The organism is Lonepinella sp. BR2357, assembly GCF_051851525.1.
In the GTDB taxonomy this organism is placed as follows: domain Bacteria; phylum Pseudomonadota; class Gammaproteobacteria; order Enterobacterales; family Pasteurellaceae; genus Lonepinella.
The window spans coordinates 42,651-66,604 of the sequence record NZ_JBPDVG010000006.1 but is presented as its reverse complement, the minus strand read 5'-3'; the positions used below and the strand labels follow the sequence as shown (position 1 = coordinate 66,604).

20 protein-coding genes and 1 pseudogene are annotated in these 23,954 nt (G+C 39.0%); 10 read left to right on the top strand and 11 right to left on the bottom strand.

Features of this window, described 5'->3' with window-relative positions:
• Window positions 1–121: 121 nt before the first annotated feature.
• Complete coding sequence (gene thrS / locus ACTG7L_RS05220; RefSeq protein WP_439327701.1) at window positions 122–2,053, top strand: threonine--tRNA ligase; 1,932 nt, start codon at window positions 122–124, stop codon at window positions 2,051–2,053.
• Between the two features lie 183 nt (window positions 2,054–2,236).
• Here the strand turns inward: thrS and trpCF are convergent, their stop codons facing one another.
• The 11 genes and pseudogenes from trpCF to ACTG7L_RS05165 form a co-directional block, all read right to left on the bottom strand.
• The gene (trpCF, locus tag ACTG7L_RS05215) at window positions 2,237–3,658 is read right to left on the bottom strand and encodes a bifunctional indole-3-glycerol-phosphate synthase TrpC/phosphoribosylanthranilate isomerase TrpF (RefSeq protein ID WP_439327700.1); all 1,422 of its coding nucleotides are present in this window, start codon (window positions 3,656–3,658) and stop codon (window positions 2,237–2,239) included.
• A gap of 154 nt (window positions 3,659–3,812) precedes the next feature.
• The gene (trpD, locus tag ACTG7L_RS05210; protein ID WP_439327699.1) at window positions 3,813–4,814 is read right to left on the bottom strand and encodes an anthranilate phosphoribosyltransferase; all 1,002 of its coding nucleotides are present in this window, start codon (window positions 4,812–4,814) and stop codon (window positions 3,813–3,815) included.
• 10 nt (window positions 4,815–4,824) lie between these two features.
• Complete coding sequence (locus tag ACTG7L_RS05205) at window positions 4,825–5,211, bottom strand: tautomerase family protein (protein ID WP_132302453.1); 387 nt, start codon at window positions 5,209–5,211, stop codon at window positions 4,825–4,827.
• A gap of 9 nt (window positions 5,212–5,220) precedes the next feature.
• Window positions 5,221–5,799, bottom strand: a complete 579-nt coding sequence (locus ACTG7L_RS05200) for an aminodeoxychorismate/anthranilate synthase component II (RefSeq protein ID WP_386696798.1) — start codon at window positions 5,797–5,799, stop codon at window positions 5,221–5,223.
• A 10-nt stretch (window positions 5,800–5,809) separates the two neighbouring features.
• Window positions 5,810–7,291: pseudogene (gene trpE, locus ACTG7L_RS05195) on the bottom strand (anthranilate synthase component I); the annotation flags it as partial.
• Between the two features lie 177 nt (window positions 7,292–7,468).
• Window positions 7,469–7,873 (bottom strand): type II toxin-antitoxin system tRNA(fMet)-specific endonuclease VapC, encoded by a 405-nt coding sequence (gene vapC, locus ACTG7L_RS05190; protein ID WP_153985822.1) that lies wholly within the window; start codon window positions 7,871–7,873, stop codon window positions 7,469–7,471.
• Between the two features lie 12 nt (window positions 7,874–7,885).
• Window positions 7,886–8,119, bottom strand: coding sequence for a type II toxin-antitoxin system VapB family antitoxin (vapB, locus tag ACTG7L_RS05185; RefSeq protein ID WP_439258757.1), 234 nt, complete (start codon window positions 8,117–8,119; stop codon window positions 7,886–7,888).
• Between the two features lie 93 nt (window positions 8,120–8,212).
• Window positions 8,213–9,829, bottom strand: coding sequence for an AAA family ATPase (locus tag ACTG7L_RS05180; RefSeq protein WP_439327698.1), 1,617 nt, complete (start codon window positions 9,827–9,829; stop codon window positions 8,213–8,215).
• Window positions 9,830–9,892: 63 nt separating this feature from the next.
• Entirely contained in the window at window positions 9,893–12,421 is a 2,529-nt protein-coding gene (locus ACTG7L_RS05175) for an Hsp70 family protein (RefSeq protein ID WP_439327697.1), read from the bottom strand.
• Between the two features lie 37 nt (window positions 12,422–12,458).
• A complete protein-coding gene (locus tag ACTG7L_RS05170; RefSeq protein ID WP_439327696.1) occupies window positions 12,459–13,421 on the bottom strand; it encodes a hypothetical protein in 963 nt (320 codons plus the stop codon).
• Between the two features lie 23 nt (window positions 13,422–13,444).
• Window positions 13,445–14,920 (bottom strand): hypothetical protein, encoded by a 1,476-nt coding sequence (locus ACTG7L_RS05165; RefSeq protein WP_439327695.1) that lies wholly within the window; start codon window positions 14,918–14,920, stop codon window positions 13,445–13,447.
• 243 nt (window positions 14,921–15,163) lie between these two features.
• Here ACTG7L_RS05165 and ACTG7L_RS05160 point away from each other — a divergent pair, with 243 nt between their 5' ends.
• The 9 genes from ACTG7L_RS05160 to ACTG7L_RS05120 all read left to right on the top strand — a co-directional run bounded on the left by ACTG7L_RS05160 (window position 15,164) and on the right by ACTG7L_RS05120 (window position 23,926).
• Window positions 15,164–16,090 carry an ABC transporter ATP-binding protein gene (locus tag ACTG7L_RS05160; protein ID WP_439327694.1) on the top strand — a complete coding sequence of 309 codons (927 nt, stop codon included), beginning with the start codon at window positions 15,164–15,166 and terminating at the stop codon, window positions 16,088–16,090.
• A 1-nt stretch (window position 16,091) separates the two neighbouring features.
• A complete protein-coding gene (locus ACTG7L_RS05155) occupies window positions 16,092–16,859 on the top strand; it encodes an ABC transporter permease (RefSeq protein ID WP_439327693.1) in 768 nt (255 codons plus the stop codon).
• Between the two features lie 66 nt (window positions 16,860–16,925).
• Entirely contained in the window at window positions 16,926–17,990 is a 1,065-nt protein-coding gene (sohB, locus tag ACTG7L_RS05150) for a protease SohB (RefSeq protein WP_439327692.1), read from the top strand.
• Window positions 17,991–18,193: 203 nt separating this feature from the next.
• Window positions 18,194–19,039 (top strand): OmpA family protein, encoded by an 846-nt coding sequence (locus ACTG7L_RS05145; RefSeq protein WP_439327691.1) that lies wholly within the window; start codon window positions 18,194–18,196, stop codon window positions 19,037–19,039.
• Window positions 19,040–19,146: 107 nt separating this feature from the next.
• Complete coding sequence (gene modF / locus ACTG7L_RS05140) at window positions 19,147–20,598, top strand: molybdate ABC transporter ATP-binding protein ModF (protein ID WP_439327690.1); 1,452 nt, start codon at window positions 19,147–19,149, stop codon at window positions 20,596–20,598.
• A gap of 151 nt (window positions 20,599–20,749) precedes the next feature.
• Window positions 20,750–21,670 carry an SPFH domain-containing protein gene (locus ACTG7L_RS05135; RefSeq protein ID WP_439241692.1) on the top strand — a complete coding sequence of 307 codons (921 nt, stop codon included), beginning with the start codon at window positions 20,750–20,752 and terminating at the stop codon, window positions 21,668–21,670.
• 9 nt (window positions 21,671–21,679) lie between these two features.
• Window positions 21,680–22,141 carry an NfeD family protein gene (locus ACTG7L_RS05130; protein WP_439327689.1) on the top strand — a complete coding sequence of 154 codons (462 nt, stop codon included), beginning with the start codon at window positions 21,680–21,682 and terminating at the stop codon, window positions 22,139–22,141.
• The gene (locus ACTG7L_RS05125) at window positions 22,138–22,731 is read left to right on the top strand and encodes an NAD(P)H-dependent oxidoreductase (protein WP_439241688.1); all 594 of its coding nucleotides are present in this window, start codon (window positions 22,138–22,140) and stop codon (window positions 22,729–22,731) included. The genes ACTG7L_RS05130 and ACTG7L_RS05125 overlap by 4 nt, the downstream gene beginning before the upstream one ends.
• A gap of 136 nt (window positions 22,732–22,867) precedes the next feature.
• Window positions 22,868–23,926, top strand: a complete 1,059-nt coding sequence (locus ACTG7L_RS05120) for a 3-deoxy-7-phosphoheptulonate synthase (RefSeq protein WP_439327688.1) — start codon at window positions 22,868–22,870, stop codon at window positions 23,924–23,926.
• Window positions 23,927–23,954 lie beyond the last annotated feature (28 nt).

The window sequence follows — 23,954 nt, the reverse complement described above, 5'->3', positions numbered from 1 at the left end:
GTATCCGCCCGTTGATTGACGGAGCGTGATTTTCGGGCGGATACATCGATCCGCCCCTACGATTTATTTAAATTCAACAAGTCGCCTTTCGTATGGGCGACCACTGTAACAAGGATAGAAAATGCCAATTATTACTTTACCCGACGGTTCTCAACGTCAATTTGATCACCCTGTTTCTGTATTAGAAGTTGCACAAAGTATTGGTGCTGGTCTTGCCAAAGCGACCATTGCAGGGCGTGTTAATGGCGAGCGTAAAGACGCTTGCGATGTGATTTCAGAAGATAGCAAATTAGAAATTATTACCACCAAAGACGAAGATGGTTTGGAAATTATCCGCCATTCCACGGCTCACTTATTGGGGCATGCGATTAAACAATTATTCCCTGATGTCAAAATGGCAATTGGCCCGACGATTGAAAACGGCTTTTATTATGACGTGGATTTAGATCGTTCGCTTACCCAAGAAGATATTGATGCTCTCGAAAAACGCATGCTGGAATTAGCCAAAACCAATTATGACGTGGTGAAAAAGCCCGTTTCGTGGCAGGAAGCACGGGATACCTTTGAACGTCGTGGCGAGCCTTATAAAATGGCGATTTTAGATGAAAACATTGAACGCACGGCAACGCCTGCTTTGTATCATCACCAAGAATATATTGATATGTGCCGTGGGCCGCATGTGCCGAATATGCGTTTTTGCCAACATTTTAAATTGATGAAAGTAGCAGGGGCGTATTGGCGTGGCGACAGTAAAAATAAAATGTTGCAACGGATTTACGGCACGGCGTGGGCGGATAAAAAACAATTAACCGAGCATTTAACTCGCCTTGAAGAGGCTGCAAAACGGGATCACCGCCGTATTGGTAAAGCCTTAGATTTATACCATATGCAAGAAGAAGCCCCAGGTTTGGTGTTCTGGCATAATGACGGTTGGACGATTTTCCGTGAATTGGAAACCTTTGTGCGTACCAAATTAAAAGAGTATGATTATCAAGAGGTTAAAGGTCCTTTCATGATGGATCGCGTGCTTTGGGAGCGGACAGGTCACTGGCAAAACTACGGCGATTTAATGTTCACGACACAGTCCGAAAACCGTGAATATGCCATTAAACCCATGAACTGCCCGGGACATGTGCAGATTTTCAACCAAGGCTTGAAATCTTATCGTGATTTACCAATTCGTATGGCAGAATTTGGTTCATGCCACCGTAATGAGCCGTCTGGTTCGTTGCATGGTTTAATGCGTGTGCGTGGTTTCACCCAAGATGATGCCCATATTTTCTGTACGGAAGAGCAAATTGAAAGCGAGGTCACCAGCTGTATTAAAATGGTGTACGATATTTATAGCACATTCGGTTTTACCAATATCGCCGTGAAATTGTCCACCCGTCCAGAAAGCCGTATCGGTTCAGATGAAATGTGGGATCGTGCGGAAGAAGGATTAGCCAACGCCTTACGTCATAACGGCTTGGAATACGAAATTCAAGAAGGTGAGGGTGCATTCTACGGCCCGAAAATTGAATTTGCCTTGCGTGACTGTTTAGGTCGTGAATGGCAATGCGGCACGATTCAATTAGACTTCGCCTTACCAGGTCGCTTAAATGCCTCTTATGTGGCAGAAGACAACGACCGCCGCACGCCTGTAATGATCCACCGTGCGATCTTAGGTTCAATCGAACGCTTTATCGGTATTATCACCGAAGAATATGCCGGTTTCTTCCCTGCATGGTTAGCCCCAGTGCAAGCGGTGGTGATGAATATCACCGATAGCCAAGCGGATTATGTTCAAGCCGTCACCAAAAAATTATCGGATGCAGGTTTGCGTGTAAAATCCGATTTACGCAACGAAAAAGTTGGTTTCAAAATCCGTGAACATACCTTACGCCGTGTGCCTTATATGCTAGTTTGTGGCGATAAAGAAATTGCTGAAAATAAAATTGCCGTACGAACTCGCAAAGGGGCGGATTTAGGCACTTATGACGTGGACGAATTTGTGCAGATTTTGAAAGCACAGGTTCGTGGACGGGAATTGAAGTTGCTGAGTGAGGAGTAGATTTCTAATTGAAAAAACGGTCATAGTTGACCGTTTTTTTTGTTGAATAGATTTCTGTAGGCGTAAACAAATTTTTTACTTTTGTTTATAAATTTGTTACAAAAATATCAAGTTTTAATGTGATAATTAGGCATAATGGACTAGAAATTCACAATCATTTTGTTCATTATGCCCATTTTTAGCTTAATAGCGATGAATCTTAGCAAAAACTGCGGTCAATTTCACCGCACTTTTTATGCCATTGGCACTTTCTACGCCTGAATTTAAGTCTAGCCCTAAACAGCCTTGTTGTAAGGCAAGAGCGATATTTTCTGGACTAATCCCACCTGCCAGCATAATGCGATTTTTCAATTCCGCAGGAATTTTTGACCAGTCAAAGGGTTTGCCTGTACCGCCTTGTTGATTGCCTATTTGACTATCGAGAACATAGCGATTGACCGCTGAAATTTCATCAATTTGCACCGCAGTTTGGTTTTCAATATCCACCGAAACCGCTTGCCAGATTTGAATATTTTCAGGTAATTGTTGACGAAGTGCGGTGATAAATTCAGCATTTTCTGAGCCGTGTAATTGCACCGCAAAAAGTTGCAGTTGGCTGGCAATTTTTACGATAAAATCAATCTCCTGATTTTGGAAAACACCGACAAAACGCAATGGGGCAGTGGTGACTAATTCTTGTGCTTGTCTAAGACTGACTTGGCGTGGTGATTTTTCCGCAAAGATTAAACCGCCGTATAAGGCACCTTGGCTATAAACGGCTTGCACATCTTGCGGACGGGTTAAACCGCAGACTTTATTTTCGCCGAAAATCACCGAACGTACGGCGTTATTTAAATCGTGACTTCCCATTAAACTGCTGCCAATTAAAAAGCCGTGTGACACAGATTTTAGCTGTTGCACTTGAGCGTGCGTGTAAATTCCTGATTCACTGATAATGCGAGCATCGGCTGGAATCTGATGTTGATATTTTTCCACCAAGTATTTTACCCGATTTAAATCCACCGTGAGATCGTGCAAATTACGGTTATTTACCCCGATAATTTTTGCCCCTAAGGCTAAAGCTCGTTCAAATTCCGCTTCGTTACTGGTTTCGGTTAATACTCCCATGCCAAGCTGATGAGCAAGGTGAGATAATTTTTGGTAGGTTTCATCATCTACCACGGAAAGCATCAATAAAATCGCATCCGCTTGATGGAATCGGGCGAGATAAACTTGATATTCATCGACCATAAAATCTTTGCATAACACGGGCTGGCTGACGATATTTCGCACTTGCTGAATATAAGCAAAATCGCCTTGGAAATATTTTTCATCAGTCAGTACAGAAACAGCAGTCGCATAATGTTTATACACATTGGCAATCTCTGCCAAATTAAATTCGGCACGAATTAAGCCTTTAGACGGCGAGGCTTTTTTACATTCTAAAATAAAAGCAGGTTGTTGATGATTGCCTTGTGCTAATGCTTGATAAAAACTGCGGTCAGAATGGGTGATTTTTTGTTGAAATTCACTTAGCGGAAATTCGGTTTTTTTCTGTTTTACCCAGTCCAATTTATCGAGTACGATTTTTTGGAGAATGGTGGGGGCGTTTTTGTTGATTTTCATTTTGTTTACTCGTGGTTTTACCCTCACCCTAGCCCTCTCCCAAGGGGAGAGGGGATGTTCAGAGGGATAATTCAAAATTTAATTTATTTCATTTCAATACCCTATATTATTCCCTCTCCCTCTGGGAGAGGGCTAGGGTGAGGGTAAAATAATCTTAATATTTCGTCAATGTCAATAATGTTTCATAAGGTTTACCGCTAGTTATCACGCCAAGCACCTGTTCCGCATTGGCTTTTAAATCTTGATGACCAAACACTTTCATTAACATGGCTACGTTCATTGCCACGGCTTGAACGTGTTCGGCTTTGCCTTTGCCTTGTAAAAGTGCGGTGAGAAATTGTGCATTTTCTGCGGGTTCTCCCCCACGTAGGCTTTCTAGTGGTTGTGGTTCAAAACCGAAATCATAAGGGGTTACGCTGTAATAAGTAATCTCGCCGTGACGTATTTCTGCCACATCGGTTTTGCCGTGAATCGCCACTTCATCTAAACCAGAACCATGTACCACAATGGTATTTTTACCGCCTAAACGGACTACCGTTTCCGCATAGGGTTTAATTAAATCTGGCGAATACACCCCTAATAATTGATGCGTTGGGCGAGCAGGGTTACATAATGGACCAAGAATGTTAAACAATGTGCGAGTTTTCAAGGCTTGGCGAACTGGAGCGGCATATTTAAAACCTTGATGATATTGTTGCGCCCATAAAAAGCAGATATTGGTTTCATCTAACGCCTTGCGTGCGGTTTCAGCAGGCATTCCAATATTTACCCCTAACGCACTCAGTACATCACTCGCCCCAGTTTTGCTCGATACACTACGATTGCCGTGTTTGGCAACTTTAAAACCAAGACTGGCAGCCACAATGGCAGAGGCAGTGGAAATATTAATGGTGTTGGCACCATCTCCACCTGTTCCGACAATATCGGCAAAATCATAATGTGGGGTAGGGAAATGTTGAGCATTTGCCACCACAGCATTGACTGCACCACTGATTTCTTCTGGTGTTTCACCACGTAATTTTAAGGCAATTAATGCCCCTGCTAATTGTTCATTGGCTAATTCGCCGTGCATAACAGCGTTAAATAGTTGTTCTGCTTGTTTTTGGCTTAATGTTTGTTCTTCAAAGAGTTGGGATAATAGTTGTTCAGTTTGCATAATACTTTCCTTAACGATAAATACTATAAGCTAAGTCGTTGGCTTCATCGCCTGTCATACCACGGAAACCCCAACAATGTGGCGGTTGTTCTTTAATGGTGATTTCCACATCAATGGCATTAATATCCGCCCGTTGTTCCAATTCACAGAACAGCATTTTTATTAGCCGTTTTTTGGTATCTTCAGAACGCCCTTGCATCAGGTTAATTTCAACCACAATAAAATCGTCTGTTCGCCCCTCAGGACAGAAAAAATCTTCTCGTTCTAAGCCGATAAAACGTAAAGTATGTTTACGTGGGGGAATATCCAGTTGCATATTTAAGCAATCGTAAATTGCCTGCATAATCTGCTGTTTTCGTGGTGCAAGCGTGTGTTTTAAACCATAAACAATAATCATAATTTCCTCTTATCGGTTAACTAACCAATGAATTGAATTTTCTAATAATTTTCCACCTTGAACAGTTAAAATACTTTCAGGGTGAAATTGAAAGGCACAAATTGGCAAGGTGCGGTGACGAATTGCCATAATAATATGGTTATATTCTGCATTGACGATTAATTCATCGGGTAATTCGGTTCCCATGAGGGAATGATAGCGAGCCACGGGCATCGGATTAGGTAAATCCTTAAACATGGCTTGTTCATCATGGTTGATTTTTGACACTTTGCCATGTAACACTTCACCTGCATGAACCACCTTGCCACCGAAAGATTCAATTAAGGCTTGATGTCCTAAACAAATCCCAATAATCGGCACTTGATTTTTGACTTTCTCAATTAAGGCAAGCATATTACCTGCCTCAGCAGGGGTGCCAGGTCCAGGAGAGAGTGCCAAAATACTATCAGGTTCAAGGCAGATTTTGGTTAAAAAATCCAGCTCGCAGTCATTGCGATAGATTTTTACGTTATGCCCCAGCGTGCGGAATTGATCCACCAGATTGTAAGTAAAGGAATCAAAATTGTCTAAAAATACGATAGTTGCCATAATTTGTTCCTTATGCGAGTTGGTTAGTTTGAATAATGGTATTTAACACCGCACGAGCTTTATGACGAGTTTCGTCCGCTTCCATTTGTGGATCGGAATCCAACACTTCGCCACAGCCTGCTTGCACGTGTGCTATGCCATTTTGTACAAAGGCGGAACGAATCACAATGCAAGTGTCGAAATTACCGTCTGAACCTAAATAGCCCACTGCACCGCCGTAGCTATGGCGTTTTTCTTGCTCAAATTGATAAATCAACTGCATGGCTTTAATTTTCGGCGCACCTGTCAGCGTTCCCATATTCATACAGGCTTGATAAGCATGTAAGGCATCTAATTCAGGGCGAAGTTTACCCACTACACGAGAAACCAAGTGCATAATATGTGAATAGCGATCGACCTGCATTAAATCACACACTTGACGTGTACCACTTTCGCAGACTCGAGCAATATCGTTGCGAGCTAAATCTACCAACATCAAATGTTCGGCTAATTCTTTATGATCTAATCGCATTTCTAATTCTAAACGAGCATCAAGTTCAGGATCGATCTGACCATTGGCATCAAATCCCCGTGGGCGAGATCCTGCAATCGGGTAAATTTCCAACTGGCGATTTTCCGCTGAATATTTTAATGCACTTTCAGGTGATGCACCGAATAGGGTAAATTCATCATCTTGCATAAAGAACATATAGGGACTTGGATTGTTCAATTTTAACTGACGATAGGTTGCAAGCGTATTGGGACAAGGTAACGAAAAACGGCGAGATGGCACGATTTGGAATACATCACCGTCATAAATATGACGTTTAAGTGCGGTGATAATTTGTTTAAATTTGTCATCATCGTGATTAATTTGTACCTGCGTATCCGCTTTTTGAATGGCGGGTAACGGTTTCAAATTCTGTAAATCTTGCGAAATTTTCACCGCACTTTGTTGCAAATCCGCTAATGCTTTGGAATTAAAACAGAAAGTTTGCAATGTCGCCTGTTGGGTTGGGTGATCAAAACGCAGTAAATTTTCTGCTAGATAAAAGACATAATCGGGGCAGGTTAAACCATCATCTTGTAACTGAATACCGTCCATTGGAATAAAATTTGCCACTAAATCATAGGCAAATAATCCGCCTAAAAAAATGGGTGTTTGACTATGAGAATAAAGCGTAGCAATTTGACGAAGTCCGTCAAACACGGTGGCAGATTGTAATTTGCTGTCTTCATCAAGATTTTGATCGAGTGCTGCAAATTCTGCTTGTAGGGTAGTTTGATTAAGTTTTGTGAGTGTAGCTAAACCCTGTAACTTTTGTTCAAGGTGAATTAAAACGGTATTTCCGTTAGCTGTTAAGGCTTGAAATGTGACGTATTGCCCTTGGCAGGTAATTTTGACTGCGGCGTTGATTAATAATAAACTTTTTAAACTATTTTTGCTTGAAATCTCCGCACTTTCTAATAATAGGCTGTTAGATTTTTCTGGGCAGAGCGTATTAAAAACAGGCACGAGATCGTTATAATAGGCGACCTGTTGATGGAGAACTTGAATATAAGGTTGAAACATAAGCTATCCTTATGGTTTATGAAAATGAATTTTGTACTATTAAACTAGTACAAAAGAATTTTGTCAAGGGATTTTTGTGTTATTTCACGAGAGTGTTGAAATAGGCTTGTTATGCTTTTATTCTTTAATCCAATTTTGGGTGATTAATCCTGAAACTCGCTCAAATTCTCGCAGATTATTACTTACCAAAATCAATCCTTCACTACGAGCGTGAGCGGCAATATGCAGATCATTTTCACCGATAAGATTACCTTGTTTGCTTAATTCGGCTTTAATATTGCCATAATGGGCGGCATTTTTGGGCGTGTAATCTACGACTTTTAGGCGAGAAAGAAAGTCATCAATCACACTCAAATTACGCTCAGGATAAGCACTTTTTTCTGCACCATAATACAACTCGCCAACGGTAATGCTACTCACACACATTCGTCCAATGTTGAGATTAAACATATTCAACACTTCAAGTGGACGGCGTTTGATGACATAAATCACCATATTGGTATCTAGCATATATTTCAGCATTGTTTTTCCCAATTAAAAATTCTCACGCTCAGGTTGCACACCCTGATCACGCTCATTCATAAAATCATCACTGACTCTATTAGGTGACAGGAAAAAGCTCTCCCACATTTGATCTAATGGGGTCAAAATACGTTCTTGCCCAACCACTCGCACGGCGACTTTTTTTACACTTTCATCAAATCGCACTTCCGCAGGCAAACGCACAGCTTGCGTGCGATTAGTAATAAAAACAGAGGCTTCAACCATTTTATGCTCCTTTTGTTTTTGTATTTAGCAAGAGTATATACTTGATGGCAGGGTGTGTAAACCAAAATATCAACAATCCCTAAATTATTGGATTTAGAACCCAAATATTTTAGTCTCTTTATTTTGTGTTGATTTTGAGTTGAATTTTGCTTCAATATCTTGATATTTTTCAATTTCTGCCTGAGACAATGACGGCTGTACCGCTTCAATGGTGTTTAATAACAATTTCAAGTTGAGCATCGTGTCGGTTTTTAACGCCTGTCTAGCGGCTTCATCACAAATAAATTTAATATCGCTAGCCGTGTAATTGTCGGTTTTTTCTGCCAATAAGGCATAATCAATTTGTTTTTCAAGCGGTCGATTTTTTAAATAAATTTCAAAAAGATTAATTCTTGCTTCCCTATCTGGCAACGGTAAGAAAATATGTTTATCTAATCGCCCTGTTCGCAAAATCGCAGTATCAATGGCATCAGGGCGGTTGGTCGCACCAATAATAAAAATGTTGCGTTCACCGCAATTGTTCATCTGAGCTAAAAATTCATTGACGACCGCCGTATTCATATGGCTGATATTGTCCGAATCTCGGCTTGGTACAATGGCATCCAATTCATCAATAAACAAAATACTCGGGGCATTTTCTTCCGCTTCTTTAAATAAGGCTTTGACATTTTCTTGCGAAGCGTTCACCCATTTACTTTGAATATCCGAAGGCTTTAATTGATAGAATTTAAAACCGATTTCTTCTGCCATTTTTTCCGCAAAGAACGTTTTACCACAACCTGGTGGGCCATAAAGCAAAATACCGTTGGGAATAGATAAGCCATATTTTTCGTATTTTTCTTTATTATTTAACGCATCGATTACATCTAATTTGATCATTTCTTTTAATTTTGCCATACCTGCAATGGCTTCAAAACCGTATTTTTTATTTGGATTATTCGCTTTATTATTTGAAGTAATACTTGGCGTAAATTTAGGCTCATTTTTATAATCTTCATAATCAAAAAGATCGGCATTTAAAGCGAGAATAATTTCATCAATATTTTTAAATGGAGCAAGTTTGGATACGCCTAATAATCGTTCTAACACAATGATGAGTTTTCGATTAATAAAAGAGTTTCCCTGCAATTCACTGTATGTTGTGTAGTATTCTGCCGTCAGCATAAAATAGAAAAGTTTGCCTAATGAAATTGAAAGTGCGGTGAAATTATCGCTATTTTCTGTCAATATAAAATTTAATCGAATGAGTTTGGCGATTTCCGTGGTTTTGGTTTGCTGCACGAGAATATTTTCTGCATGTAGTTCATCAGGTAAAATAGATAATTGCTGTTTTGCCAGATATTTCAATCCATTTAAAATACCTAACATCAGATTAATCGCTCGCACCGATCCCAATGTTTTTTCTCGAGTGATTTTACTTTTTAAAGATTCACCCGCATAAAAATCCGTTAATAAAAAGGGATAAGCCTGATTTTCGTGGTAAATTTCACCCGATTGCGTGATTTTCTCTACATTGGGATGTTGAAGTAAAAACAGGCTTGGCGAAACATATTTCATCGCTTTTTCGTGGTTGAAAATCCGCAAAATTTGCGTTTTATGTTCGTTGGTTTGCACTCGGTAAGTTTGATAGTCTTCATGCAAAGATAGCGGAAACTTCACGAGATATTGTTGATTAATGAGATCGTTTTGTTTAAAAAAGTAGGTAGTCATCATCTTTATTTAAAATAAAAAAGGGTCTATAAACCTAAACGTCTATAGACCTTGTTATGTGAATTATCCAATTAAAATAGAACTATTATTTTGTGGACTATTTTCAATTTCATCTCTTGGCATTAAATTAATTAACTCAGCCACAGTTTGATGAAGTTGATTGATATCGTCATTATTATGAATTTGACGTAAACCAATATCCACCAAACGTCTTGCTTGCGTACGGTTGAACCAGTGAATTTCATCAAATGAATTATCTGCGTAACAAATAAATCCAACAATATATTCAACGAGATTAATTTGCATATCAAGGGATCGCATCGCTTCTAATAATTTATCCGCCAATTTGATATCTTGCGAACGATTAACGTCTTGAATTTGTTCTTCAAATTGTCGAAGCGATTGCTGAATACTAGCATCATTTACTTTCTGAGCCGAATGTTTAATTTTTTCAAATAGCTCATCAAGCTCTTGTTTTTTCATTTCCCAATCCGATTGATCTAAATGGGTATCCAATTCTTTTAACACTTTGCGTAAATCAGATAGCACTTTTTGTTTATTATCAATATCATTTGGGTTATTTTCCAAATCGTTTTCCACTTGATTGAGTTGATCATTCAAGCGATCAATGCGTGGGGAATGATTATTCATTCTCAAATTGAACAAATCACTTTTGGCTTCTTCAATTTTTTCTTCCAGCCATTCATTTTCAATAGATTGTTTACGTTCTGGAATATTAATTTCCGCTGTGTGATCTAAATAAGGAAAATAGGCTTGCACCACAATTTTTTGCGATCTATCCAAGCTAATGGTCAAATCTACATCAGAGTTTTCTGGCAAAAGTGCGGGTAAATCTAAGCCAGAAATGACCACATCATAAACGTGTTCATTATATTCCGCACGAGTTCGGTCAGCACTGTGTTCACCTTGATAAAGTGGAATGGTAATAAAATCTTGTTCCATACCGGGGCGAATGGCTTGTTGGGTTTTTAAGCCATTTCTCGTCCCCGTTACTGGCAAGGATTTATTACGTTCTAAGCCTTGAATTTGGGTAAATACACGTTTGCCAGTTATCCGATCTTGCACTTCAATCCCAAAGTTATAAGGCAACACTTGCATGCTATTAATGCCCGCCATGCCTTGAATAATATTAAAGTTTTTCGGCTCGCTGGCTAAAATATTGCCTTTGTTATCGTACAGAATCACTTCAAAGCCATTATTTTTTCCTGCGACTAACTGGGTTTCAATCACTTCGCCAGTGCGATGTAATTTCACTTTGCCACTTGACCAAGCATTGTCTTGACGAGTAATTTCAGCAAACACTTCATCAGGAATATCGCCATCGGTTTTGTCTTCCAAAATGCGAACGGTAACATATTCTTCCAATTCCACACTGGAGGTTTCGTGGCTGATGTCTAACTGAATTTTGAGACGATCTCGAGATTGTTCTTTGACGTTTTCTGAAATGTCCACCGTGGACGCATATAAGGCTGCTCCTTTAGACACCACGGTCATTGGGTCAACGCTGGTGTCTGGTTTGCAAATTTGTTTTTCTAACATGCTACGCAAAATCGGTGAAAAGGTTGGGCCACCCACTAAAATTAAGGTGGCTAAATCCGCCCCTGTCATGGAATTGCGTTTTAACAAGGTTTTGCAAATATCAATGGCTTTTTGGAAAATTGGGGCGAAGACCTTTTCAAGATCAGATTGCGTGACGGTAATATCTAATTCAAATTCTTCGCCATTATCATCTTCACCCGGAATATCGCCTAAATCGGACAAAATATTATGGGTCGCATTAAAAGATAGGGCAATTTTGGTTTCTTCCGCATAAAACTTCATGGCATTACGCAAAATTTGTTTTTTTTCGTCATCTGCCAAAATGGAATCAATGTCATAATGCTGTTGCAAATAAGGCAAAATAATCTCATCCACAATGGCGAAATCCAGGTTTTTACCGCCGAGATAATTATCCCCTTCGGTATCCGTCACTTTCATAATGCCATCTTCCACTTTTAATAAAGCCGCATCAAATGTGCCACCACCAAAGTCAAACACCAACCAAAAGCCATCTTTGTTATTATTTTCTAAACCATAGGCGGTCGCCGCTGCCACCGGTTCTTGCAATACTTCAATATGTTCAATGCCAGCTAATTTTGCTGCACGGCGAGTGGCATCAATTTGGTTATTTTTAAATGCAGCAGGAATAGTGATCACGGCGGCGTTAATATTTTCATCTTTAATAAAGGATTTTAACGCTTTCAATACTTCGGCAGATAATTCTTCCGAGCTGAACTCTTTGCCAAAGGCGGGACTATAATAGGTTTTATCCGTTCCCATAGTGCGTTTAAATTCAATAAACGCATTGGTTTCTTCGTCCCAATTTTTCATCGCACTGAGTTTGGTGCGTTTCAAACTATTAAATGCCGAATCGCCCGCTTCAATGGTCTTCTTTTTATTCACAAAGATACAGCTTGGCATGGTATCTTTTAAGCGGTCAGTTTTTTTAATGACAATTTCGCCATTTTCCATACGAGAAATCGCAGAGTTAGTCGTACCTAAGTCAATACCATAATCAATTTTAGTTCTCATGTTGTTATCCTTATTAATTTAAATTATTTGTTTATTTTTATTCGCCTACACTCACTTCAATTTGAGCCGATTGAATCATAATGCCATTGAAATTCACTTGCGGTTTAATAATACGAGTAATGATTTGTTTGCCGGTTTCAATGTCATCACTAGGAATAAATTCCGCAATGACTTTCATACCGTTGTTATATTCTTGCCCAAGCATATCCACTAATTCATAGCCGTTAGCTAAGAAATTGGCTTGAATACGTTTAATGGATGCGGTAAGTTGTTTTAATCCTTTGGTTCCCTGATCCATTTGGCTAATATTTTTCTGAATCCGCACAATTTCATCGGCAACTTTTAAGGCTAAAGAATGATCGGGTTCAGCGGCTTTAGTTTCAGGTTGATATTGCGAAACAGTGAATTTATTTTCGAGCAATTCAATTAATTTCGTATCTAATTGAATGGTTTCTTGTTCTAATTTTTTTCTTGTGTTTTCAATTAAGCTCACTGCATCTTGTTTATTGCGTTTAATACGAGCAATAAAATAGCCGGCTAATAAAATCAATAAAATGCCTGTTGTGCCAAAACCAATCAGGGTATAAAGCTGATTTTGGTTTAAATCTTGTTTTAAATCAGTGCCAAGTGTCGCCAAAGATTGATTGGAACTCGCCAACTGGGTTTCAATTTGTGCCACATCGGTTTGCACTTTTTGTTGGCTTTGTTGATGGGCTTGATATTGTTTTGCAGTATCTTGCTGGATAAGATTTAATTTATCTTGCAGTTGCAATAAGGCTTTTTCGGTACGTTCTTGTTTTGAGCGTAATTCCGTGTCGACTTTTTTCTGTTGATTTAATTTTACTGTAATATAAGTAATTTCTTTTTGCTGTTTATTTACTCTTGTTTGCAATTGTGTATTTTTTTGTGATAGCTCGTTTAATTTAAGGCTGTAGTTATCAGTATTCACATCAGCTAAAGCAATGCAAGGAATAGTGAATAATAGTAATAGTTTTTTCATGTTTTCTCCACATAATTTATTATTTAATGGCTAAATAAGTTAATAAGAATTATAGCTCCAATAATTATTTTCACTATCAAGCATATCGCATCCATTTCAATATCACCTGAATCACTTGATGAATTAGAATATGAAACACTATTTCTTCCAGCATTCATTTTCTTCAATTCTTCATAGTTCTTACGGAAATGTGCTCTTAACTCATAATCCATATAATCAGTTTGTGTATTTAAAGCATTAAAGATTTGAGTTGCTTGTCTAACATTTGAATTTGAACGATTGACAAGAACGATTGTTTTTCCCATTGCGACAGATGCAACAATATTAACCATAAGAGCATGTGTTTCAGTGCCTTTTAACTCTCTTAATAAAGGTAAAGTGTCATCTAAGTATTTATCTACATCAATAATATTGATATAAGGTTTATTTTTCAGTTGTTCAGTTTTTTCAATAATTCGTGGAACCGTATTATTTACTTTCTTATTTTGATGATAATTTTTTACACTCTCTTCAAACTGACTAATTTCATTATCTAAGCGTTGAATGGTTTGCGGATTTTTGGCAAAATCTCGTGCTAGGCTAAATAACTCTAAACATTCTTCATAAACATAAAGTTCAGGTTCATCTTGTTCATTAAAATAGGATACTGCACAGGATCGAATTTCATCAGCGAAATTATCCGATAACATATTAAAAGCAACATCTTTCTTGCCAAAAATACGAGCTAAATTTGCAACATCATTTCTCAATTCTATTAACGTATAAGCAAAATTATTCGCTTCACTCGGATTGTTTTTTCTTTTTTGTTCACAAATTTCAATTGCATGCTCAATTTTATGCACTTTATCTGCGGTCAATAGGTTTTTTACTTTTCTCTGAATCTCTTCAGGTGATTTTTTGAAAAAAGAAATAATTCGATAGGGTTCATGATTTTTTTGAAATTCACTGATTAATTTATCGGTAAATCGCTCAATGAGCTTTTGTTTTTGCGGTAAAACGGTTTTATCGGCAATGGCTAAAATAAAGTCATCAAAATAGCTAGAATTGAGTAACTCATATTTTAATCGCACGGCGGAAGCCACTTCTATGCCTTGTAATAATAGAACCGTTGAAGCATTGTTATAACGTGAAAAATTGTTTTGATTGATTTGCGTATGGTTGCACAAATTTTCTAAAGTACCCAAGGCATCTTGAATGAGTTCAGAATCTTGCGATTTTAATTTTTCGATGATCACATTATCAAAGGCATTAAGATTGACCAACCAAAACAACGCTTGAAACACTTTGTCTTCTGCCAATTCAATTTGTGAAAAGGCATGATCAATGCTTTCGGTGGTGCGAGAAATGGTTGGCAAAGGTGGAAAATCCAACTCAAAATCGGGAATTTTGCCCGTGCGAGCAAAGGCTTTGATTTTGTTCTTTTGTTTGAGTAATTCTTTTTCCGACACATTGGCCACCACGCCAATGATGCGATAGGGGTTTTGAGAAATTGACAGCATAAATAACAACCTTAGAAATTTATAGCAATATAGATAAATCCTGTTAATTGGATAGCTATTTTGAATGGATTACATACTAACATTGTTTTTTTTTGCACAACATGCAATAATCTTTTTCGCTTGAATCGAAAGTGATGAAAAAAGATTTCATTGCTTGAATAAGAAAAAAGTGCGGTGTTTTTTGCTTGAGTTTGGAAAAAACGGTATGATAGCTAGCTTATGTTAGAACAAGGGACGATGCGGATGTTTGCATTAGAAATAAAAGGCTTAACGAAGTCGTATAAAAATGGCGTGAAAGCGTTACAGGGGATTGACTTAACCGTAGAACGTGGTGATTTTTATGCGTTGCTTGGACATAATGGGGCTGGGAAATCGACGACTATCGGCATTATCAGCTCGTTGGTGAATAAAACCAGTGGCACGGTAAAAGTGTTTGGCTATGATTTAGATCAACAGCTGAATCAAGTGAAACAATGTATTGGGTTAGTGCCACAAGAATTTAATTTTAACCAGTTTGAGAACGTGATTGATATTTTAATTAATCAAGCGGGTTATTATGGCATTGTGCGAGCGGAGGCTTTGCAACGTGCTGAAACTTGGTTAAAGCGATTAGATTTATGGGATAAACGTCATCAGCAAGCGAGAAGATTATCAGGGGGGATGAAACGCCGTTTGATGATTGCTCGGGCTTTAATGCACCAACCTAAATTATTGATTTTAGATGAACCCACCGCAGGCGTGGATATTGAATTACGCCGTAGCCTGTGGACGTTTTTGGCGGAAATTAATCAGCAAGGCACCACCATTATTTTAACCACGCATTATTTAGAAGAAGCGGAAATGTTATGTCGCCATATTGGGATTATTCAGCAAGGGCGATTAGTGCAAAATATGGCAATGAAAGATTTGCTGGCGAAACTGGAAACCGAAACCTTTATTCTGGATTTGGATAAAAATGCGACGTTGTCACAAATTAAAGATTACAAAATAACCGCCTTAGAACAATGTTCTATTGAAGTCGAAGTTCACCGAGAACAGGGGCTAAATTCCCTGTTTATTCAACTGGCTGATCAACAAGTACAGGTACTCAGTATGCGAAATAAAGCCAACCGCTTGGAAGAATTATTTGTCCGAATGGCGTTAAATAAACCCGTGACAGAGGAGAAATAACATGCAATTAATGTGGGTCGCATTTTATACCATTCTACGCAAAGAAATTCGCCGTTTTATGCGAATTTGGGTGCAAACATTGGTGCCGCCGGTGATCACCATGACTTTATATTTTGTGATTTTTGGGCAGTTAATCGGTAGTCGAATTGGTGATATGGCAGGCTTTAGTTATATGCAATTTATTGTGCCTGGTTTGATTATGATGTCATCATTAACCAATTCTTTTGGTAATGTGGCATCTTCTTTTTATAGCACGAAATTTGCACATAACGTGGAAGAACTGCTGATTTCGCCAGTATCTCCCCATATTATTATTTTCGGCTATATGGCAGGTGGTATGGTGCGTGGGTTATTGGTCGGGATATTAGTCACCATGGTGTCATTATTTTTTGTATCTTTTGATATTCATTCTTGGGGTGTGATTGCCTTAACCTTGTTATTTACCACAGCGACTTTTTCTTTAGGGGGCTTGATAAATGCGGTTTTTGCCCAATCTTTTGATGATATCAGTATTATTCCGACCTTTGTGTTAACACCGTTAACCTATTTAGGTGGGGTATTTTATTCGATTTCCCTGTTACCGCCTTTTTGGCAAGGGGTATCGAAACTCAATCCGATTATGTATATGATTAATGGTTTTCGTTATGGTTTTTTAGGCATAAGTGATGTGCCTTTGGTTTATACATTTACGGTATTGATATTGTTTATTTCCGTGTTATACGGAATGGCTTATTATTTGATTAGCCGTGGTATTGGGTTGCGTAGTTAGGATTGAGTTTAGCTTCCCGAAAGTGCGGTGTATTTTAATGGATTTTTTATAGGAGAAACAACATAGATGTGGTCTGAAGTTGCAATTGGTTATGGGATTTTTATTTTAGAAATTTTAACCATTTTATTAGTGATTGCTGGGATCGTCGCCGTGATTATGGCGTTAAAAGAGAAATCTGCTCATTCCCATGGGGAATTAGAGATTACCGATTTATCGGAACAATATGAGGATAACAGCAAAAAATTGCGTGATTTTCATTTAACGGAAGATGAATTAAAAGAGCAAGAAAAAGCCGAGAAAAAGGCGGAAAAAGCTAAAGCGAAAGCCTTGAAAGCCAAACGTAAAAAAGGTGAAGTTGTCGAACAAGATGCGAAACCGACTTTGTATGTGTTGAAGTTTAAAGGCGATATTCAGGCATCTGAAACCACGGCATTACGTGAAGAAATTAGTGCCATTTTGCAAGTAGCCGATCCTGCAAAAGATGAAGTGTTATTACGTTTAGAAAGCCCAGGTGGCGTAGTGCATGGCTACGGTTTAGCGGCTTCACAGCTTGCTCGTTTAAAACAAAAAGGGATTAAACTCACGGTGGTGGTGGATAAAGTGGCAGCCAGTGGGGGGTATATGATGGCTTGTGTGGCAGATCGTATTATTTCTGCTCCCTTTGCGATTATTGGTTCTGTTGGGGTGGTAGCACAGATTCCGAATATTCATCGTTTATTGAAGAAACACGATGTCGATGTCGATGTGATGACGGCTGGTGAATATAAACGCACGGTGACTATTTTGGGTGAAAACACTGAAAAGGGCAAACAAAAATTCCAACAAGAATTGGAAGAAACCCATGAATTATTTAAACAATTTGTGGCACAACATCGACCGCAGTTAGATGTGGCGAAAATTGCCACGGGTGAACATTGGTTTGGTCAACAAGCTTTGGATTTACATTTGATCGATGAAATTGCTACCAGCGATGATGTGATTTTGCAAGCGATGGGTGAAAAATCTGTACTCGGCGTGCAATATAAACAGAAGAAATCTTTGTTACAAAAATTAGGTAAGCAAACGGAAGAAAGCACGCACAACTTTTTATTGGGTTGGTTAACACGTAATGAGAAGACATTTTTGTCATAAAATTTACTTTTCTTTACAAAAAGGCCAGTACAGAAAGTGAAATTTGGTTTACTTTCTGTCTATTTAATATTATCATGCTCCAGAATTATAGTTGAGCTCATGTATGGCTAATGTTGTTACTTTGTTTTCGGCATTTGAAATCATGTGGTTTTGACTATAACTATTCAATTAGGATTATAGAAACATTTATTAAGGTAAAACGAATGAAATTATCACATTTTTTATTATCAGCCGTTGCTGCAACCACATTAGCTGCTTGTGGAAACTCAAGCAATATCACTGATGAAGGTCAACCAGCTGGTGATACAGCAGAACAAGCCGTAGCAAATCTTGTATGGCCTGAAATTGACCAATCAAGATTTAACCACGACGGTTCTCAATTTGGTTCATGGCCAAACTGGGACAACGTTCGTATGGTTGAACGTGGCATGAATAAAGACCAATTATACAACTTGTTAGGTCGTCCACATTTTGCTGAAGGTTTATACGGTGTTCGTGAATGGGATTACGCATTTAACTATCGTGAAAACGGTGAACACAAAATTTGTCAATACAAAATCTTATTTGACAAAAACATGAATGCACAAAGTTTCTTCTGGTATCCAAATGGCTGTAATGGTAATTCATCATTCAACTTAAGCGGTGACTTCCTATTCGATTTCGATAAAGATGTATTAACTGTGAAAGGTAAAGAAGTCGTTGATAACGTAGCTGCACAATTAAATGCCTCCGGTGCAAAAGAGGTTTCTGTTGAGGGTTATACAGACCGTTTAGGTTCTGAATCTTATAACTTGAATTTATCTCAACGTCGTGCAGAGCGTGTTAAAGCTCGTTTAATTGAAAAAGGTGTTCATGCACAGTTTATCGCAGTCGGCTATGGTAAAAAATCCCAAGTTGTGGCTTGTGAAAATGAAAAAGGCCAAGCATTGCGTGATTGCTTACGTCCTAACCGTCGTGTAGAAATTAAAGCATCAGGTACTGTGTTAAAACAATCTGAATCCAGTAAAGTTGCCGGTCCTAAAGGCCCAACACCTTACTATCAAAAATAATTTTAGATTTTGATTGATTGCAAGGCTAAACTGAGGTTTAGCCTTTTCTTTTGCTTGTTTGTCAGATATATTATGGCTAAGGATTGTTACTCGCAAAAGGAAACGGAATGAAGCAAGTCAAGATTATTCAAGCTGAATTTTTATTACAACAAAAAAATCGTTTAAAAATACCGCACTTTCAAATTCGACAAGGGGATTTCTGGGTAGTTGTGGGGAGTAATGGCAGTGGTAAAACGGCATTTTCTCTGGCTATTGAGGGAAAAATACCGGTTTATAGTGGAGAATATGAAAATAGTTTTCAGCATATTCAGCAATTTTCTTTTGAAAAACAGCAAAAAATCTTAGAACAAACCTTTCGTGAACGCAATAATGACAGCGTCAGTCCGGATGATTTTGGTAAAACGGCCCGTGAAACCATTCTTAATGGGTCGAGAAATGAGGCATTATGTGATCAATATGCCGAATTATTGGGGATAACCTCATTATTAGATCGTCCTTTTATGCACCTTTCCACCGGCGAAAGCCGCAAAATCTTATTGGCACAAACCTTAGTGCAACAGCCAGATTTATTGATTTTAGATGAACCTTTTGAGGGATTAGATCAAAAATCCGTGCAAGATTGGCAACAATTACTGGAAAGATTAGCCCAACAAACCAGTTTGTTACTGATCGTCAATCGTTTTAATGATATTCCTACTGCCGCTAAACAGATTGCCTTATTGGATCATTGTGAAGTGATTTTACAGGGAAATCGGGCCGAAATAGAACAGCAGAGTATTTTCCAACAGCTACAATATGCCGAAAATGCGATGGATGTGCCACTCCCTGAATGTACCGAACCCACGCAAAAACTTGCTCCAAATACACCGCACTTTGAATTAGAAAAGGTGACTATTCAATATGCAGATAAAGTCATTTTAGATCAATTAACGTGGCGAGTATTACCCCAACAACATTGGTGGATCAAAGGGCCGAACGGTGCAGGAAAATCCACCTTGTTGTCTATTCTGACGGGCGACCATCCGCAATCTTACAGCAACATTGTTCGCCTCTTTGGACGTCAACGAGGTTCGGGAGAAACTATTTGGGAAATTAAATCTAAAATGGGTTATATTAGCAGTCAACTGCACATGGATTATCGGGTAAATTGCTCGGTATTAGATGTGATTATTTCTGGTTTTTTTGACAGCATTGGTGTGTATCAACGTGTTCCCGACGCATTACGCGTGAAAGCCATGCAGTGGTTGGAACGCATTAATTTAGCCCCATTGGCGAAAAAGCCATTTCGTTCGCTGTCTTGGGGACAACAACGCTTGTTGTTAATTACCCGTGCCATGGTGAAATATCCGCCAGTTTTAATTTTGGATGAACCTTTGCAAGGTCTGGATGGCTTAAATCGTCGCTTGGTGAAATCCTTTATTGATCAGCTCGTGAAACACAGTGGCACACAGTTATTATTTGTATCCCACCAAGATCAAGACGCCCCACAATGTATTACCCATATTTTTGAATTTGTGCCAAAAGAAAATGGCTATCAATATGTACAAACTGCGGTGTAAAATGGTATTTTATTACAGCCTCTCCCTTTGGGAGAGGACGGAGAAAATCCTTAGGATTTTCGGGAGGTGAGGGTAGAATGGCATTGTTTTACCCTCACCCTAGCCCTCTCCTAGAGGGAGAGGGGATATTTAGTTTATAAAGGAGAACAAGATGGATTTTTATGATGGTTTACCTGTCGCAACGATAGTCTTTATTGCTTTAGTTGCGTTTATTTTATATTCAACTTTAAAAACCGTACCCCAAGGTTATCACTGGACCATTGAGCGTTTTGGGCGTTATACCCGAACCCTTTCACCGGGTTTGAACTTTGTGATTCCTTTTGTGGATCGGGTTGGGCGTAAAATTAATATGATGGAACAGGTGCTAGACATTCCATCACAAGAAGTGATTTCCAAAGATAATGCTAATGTGTCCATTGATGCGGTGTGCTTTGTACAAGTGATTGATGCCCGTAGTGCGGCGTATGAAGTGAATCATTTAGAACAGGCGATAGTCAATTTAGTGATGACTAATATTCGTACCGTGTTAGGGAGTATGGAACTGGATGAAATGTTGTCGCAACGTGATAGTATTAACGGTCGTTTATTGGCGATTGTGGATGAGGCGACTAATCCTTGGGGCGTGAAAGTCACTCGGATTGAAATTCGAGATGTGCGTCCGCCACGTGAATTAAGCGAGGCCATGAATGCGCAAATGAAAGCGGAACGGAATAAACGGGCGGAAGTGTTAGAAGCGGAAGGGGTTCGTCAAGCGCAGATTTTACGTGCTGAAGGGGAAAAACAATCTCGTATTTTACGTGCGGAAGGGGAAAAACAAGAGGCGATTTTACAAGCGGAGGCTCGAGAACGTGCGGCGGAGGCCGAGGCCAAAGCGACCCAAATGGTCTCCGAGGCGATTACCAACGGCGATACCAAAGCGATTAATTATTTTATTGCGCAAAAATACACCGAGGCCTTAAAACATATTGGCGGTTCAAACAACAGCAAAGTGGTATTAATGCCGTTAGAGGCGGGCAATTTGATAGGTTCAGTAGCCGGCATTGCGGAATTGTTAAAGGGCGATAAAAAATAAGGATAATTCATGGAATGGTTTGAAACGTGGACAGTATGGCATTGGTTAATTCTGGGTTTTGCCTTGTTAATTGCAGAGTTGGCATTACCTGGTATTTTCCTCCTTTGGTGGGGACTGGCCGCTATTGCTGTGGCGGGCTTAATGAAATGTTTCCCTGATTTTTCACTGGCCAGTTTAGGCATTATTTACGCCATTTTGGCCACGTTATTAAGTTTAGGTTGGTGGAAATATCAACATAAAAAAGATCTGTCTGATGAAAAACGCAGTCACTTAAATCAACGAGATCATGCCATGCTTGGCAGCGTTGGATTTGTTCAAGAAATCCATGATAATGGCATTGGTCGAGGCCATTTTGGTGATACCACTTGGCGGATTCAATCGGCACAGCATGACAAACTATGCGTCGGCGATAGCATTCAAGTGCTGAGTGTACAAGGCATCACATTAATCGTTCAAAAGGTGAATCAATGAAACAACATGTCATTATTTTTGCTCACCCTAATAACAACAGTTTCACCAAAGCCCTTGTGGATGAAGTAGTGAAAAGCAGTGAGCAATTTGGCGCAAATACGGTGGTGAGAAACCTTTACGCCATGAATTTTAACCCTGTCTTATCGCAAGAAGAAATGCAAGGCGCATGGCAAGGCATTATTCCTGAAGAAGTGCTGTATGAGCAGAAATTAATTCAACAAGCGGATTTGATCACCTTGGTTTATCCCGTATGGTGGATGGGTTTTCCCGCCATGTTAAAAGGCTATTTAGATCGGGTGTTTACCCATGGATTTGCTTATCAAAGTAGTGAACAAGGTTCGGTTGGTTTGTTGCAAGGTAAAAAAATGCAACAGTTTATTAATATCGGCAATAACGTAGAGGCTTATCAAGCCAAAGGCTTTGCACAAGCATTGGATGTGTGTTTGGTCAATGGTTTGTTTAATTATTGTGGGATTACCGATATTGATCATCAATTATTTGGTGATTTATATGTGATTAGCGATCAAGAACGTAAGGATATGTTGACACAAGTGGGGGAGAAAACGTTACAGAATTTGACCGCACTTTAAGCTGAATAAAACTCAAAATAGGGCGTATCTAAAATACGCCTTATTTTTTTATAAAAATGGGTTGCTATTTTTTAATTTATCATGTAATTTTATTTTTACATTAACTGTAATTATAAATTTACAAAAGGAAATAAAAATGAACAAAGATAGTATTCATAATGTCCATATCGTCGATGAAAAAGTGTTAATTACCCCACGTGAATTAAAGCAAAAATTGCCTTTATCTCCTCATTTACGTCATCAAATTGAGCAACACCGCCAAGATATTTCCAATATTATTCATAAAAAAGATCCCCGTTTATTGGTGGTGATTGGTCCTTGTTCTATTCATGATCCCGTGGCCGCATTGGATTATGCGAAACGCTTAAAAGCATTGGCTGATGACGTGCAAGATCAATTGTATATTGTCATGCGAGTCTATTTTGAGAAACCTCGTACCACCGTGGGTTGGAAAGGGTTGATTAACGATCCTAAAATTGATGGTACCTTTGATGTGGAAAATGGCTTGCATATCGCTCGTCAATTATTACTGGACTTAGCAGAAATGGGCTTACCCCTCGCCACAGAGGCATTGGATCCGATTACCCCACAATACTTGGCGGATTTATTCAGTTGGTCAGCCATTGGAGCCAGAACCACTGAGTCTCAAACGCACCGTGAATTAGCCTCGGGCTTGTCCATGCCCGTTGGCTTTAAAAATGGTACGGACGGCAGTTTAGCAACAGCCATTAATGCCATGAAAGCGGCCGCAATGCAACATAGTTTTATTGGGATTAACCAAAAAGGACAGGTGAATTTATTGCATACAGAGGGCAATCCTGATGGACATGTGATTTTACGTGGTGGCAAAGCCCCGAATTACCAAACCGAATTTGTTCAACAATGTGAACAGGCATTAGAAAAAGCGGGCTTAGCAACGGCGATTATGATCGATTGCAGCCATGCCAATTCCAATAAAGATTATCGTTTACAACCCGCTGTGGCAGAAAATGCGTTACAACAGTTGATTAATGGCAATCGTTCGATTATTGGTTTGATGTTGGAAAGCAACATTCATGCGGGCAATCAATCCGCAGAACAGCCCGTCAGTGAAATGCAATACGGCGTGTCAATTACGGATGCGTGTATTGATTGGGACACCACCGAACGCTTATTACATAACATTGCAGATGGCTTAAAAAATCAAGTAAAATAGACCGCACTTGAATCTTGACGGAAGATAA